The sequence below is a fragment of the Streptomyces sp. NPDC051286 genome, from assembly GCF_044455345.1.
GTDB lineage: Bacteria > Actinomycetota > Actinomycetes > Streptomycetales > Streptomycetaceae > Streptomyces.
On the sequence record NZ_JBITER010000146.1, the window covers coordinates 1 to 1,780 of the forward strand.

A 1,780-nucleotide genomic window follows, 5' to 3' on the forward strand; every position below is an offset into this window, starting at 1 on the left:
GAACGCCGCCTAATGGGCAGTGAAGCGAGGCACTGCCCCACCGCTACTGGGGGACTTGGAATCCCTCGTGCGTGGGGTGTGCCACTCTTCCGGATCCACGCTTGAACGCTGCCCGGCACGAGATGCCTGAAGCCAGACGAGCGGGTCCGATGTGACGGCAGTGGTCGGTGCTGGAAAGCGGCATGACGCTCCCGGGGGCCTGGAACTCCGGAGACAGAGCCGCCCCCGGCACCGTCCACTGTGGACACCTGCGCGCCCACCACCCGCGACGTGACGATCGGATGATCAGATCGTTGAAATTCGTGGTCCGAGCCCCTCGCGGGGGTCACCTCTCAACGAACCGGGAGCCTTCAAACTCCAGGAAAGACCGAGGGCCCCGCGGGCAGCTGGGGTCACGAACGGCTAATCGGATGACGGGCCATCAGAGCCCTTCCATTAGGGAGACGCGTGCCCCCGCACGGCTGTGACCAGCCGCAGCGTGAAATGACCGAGAGGACGTGCACGGATGACCGCAAGAGCGTTCTGCGGGATCGACTGGGCCAGCGACCACCACGACATCGCCGTAGTCGACAGCGAGGGAGCCCTGTTAGCCCGGGCCCGGATCGGCGACGATGCCGCAGGCCTGCAACAACTCTTCGACCTGCTCGCCACCCACGGCGACACCCCCGAAACCCCGATCCCGGTAGCTATCGAGACCTCCCGCGGCCTGCTGGTCGCCTGCCTGCGCGCCACCCAGCGTCCGGTCTACGCGATCAACCCCATGGCCGCCGCCCGTTACCGCGACCGGCACGCTGTCGCCCGCAAGAAGTCCGACCACCTCGACGCCATGATTCTGGCGAACATCCTGCGCACGGACGCCGCCGCCCACCGCCCACTGCCCGCAGACTCCGAACTGGTCCAGGCGATCGCTGTACTTGCCCGGGCCCAGCAGGACGCGGTCTGGGACCGCACCCAGGCCGGCAATAAACTGCGCTCCCACCTGCGCGGCTACTTTCCCGGCTTCCTCGCTGCGATCAAGGACACCCGCGATGGGCTGTGCTCCCCAATCGCCCGCACCCTGCTGGCCGCGGCCCCCACCCCCGAGCAGGCCTCCAATCTCACCCTCACCCAGCTACGGGCCCTGATCAAGAAGGCTGGGCGCAAGCGCGGCATTGAGGCCGAGGCCGACCGGCTCCGGGCGGTCCTGCGGGCCCCGCAGATGCGGCAACTCGCACTGGTCGAGCAGGCCATGGGCCACCAGACCCAGGCCCTGCTACGGCAGTTGGAGGCGGCCTGCACCTCCGCGGACGACCTGGCAGCGGCCTCGGTGGAGTCTTTTGAGAAGCACCCGGACGCCGAGATCATCACCAGCTTCCCAGGGCTCGGCTCGCTCACCGGCGCCCGGGTGCTCGCCGAGATCGGCGACGACCGATCCCGCTTCGCCGACGCCAAGTCCTTGAAGGCTTACGCCGGGGCCGCACCGGTCACCCGGGCGTCCGGCAAGAGCGTGGCTGTCCTGGCCCGCCGGGTCAAGAACCAGCGTCTGGCCGCCGTCGGCTACGTGTGGGCCTTCGCCGCCCTGACCGCGTCACCCGGAGCACGCGGCCACTACGACCGGCGCCGCGACGACGCAGACCGGCACACCGCCGCCCTGCGCAACCTCTTCAACCGCATGATCGGCTGCCTCCACCACTGCCTCACCCAGCACGTGCTCTACGACGAAAACGTCGCCTTTCCCGACCTCGCCCAGCAGCAACGCCCCGCAGCAGCTTGACAGATCAACCGCATCGGATGTCTGGCT

Annotated in this window: 1 protein-coding gene; it reads left to right on the forward strand. The window is 68.7% G+C overall.

The annotated features are described in order from the left end of the window. Positions 1-505 precede the first annotated feature (505 nt). Positions 506-1,753 (forward strand): IS110 family transposase, encoded by a 1,248-nt coding sequence (locus tag ACIBB8_RS37855; RefSeq protein WP_398959948.1) that lies wholly within the window; start codon positions 506-508, stop codon positions 1,751-1,753. Positions 1,754-1,780: the final 27 nt, after the last annotated feature.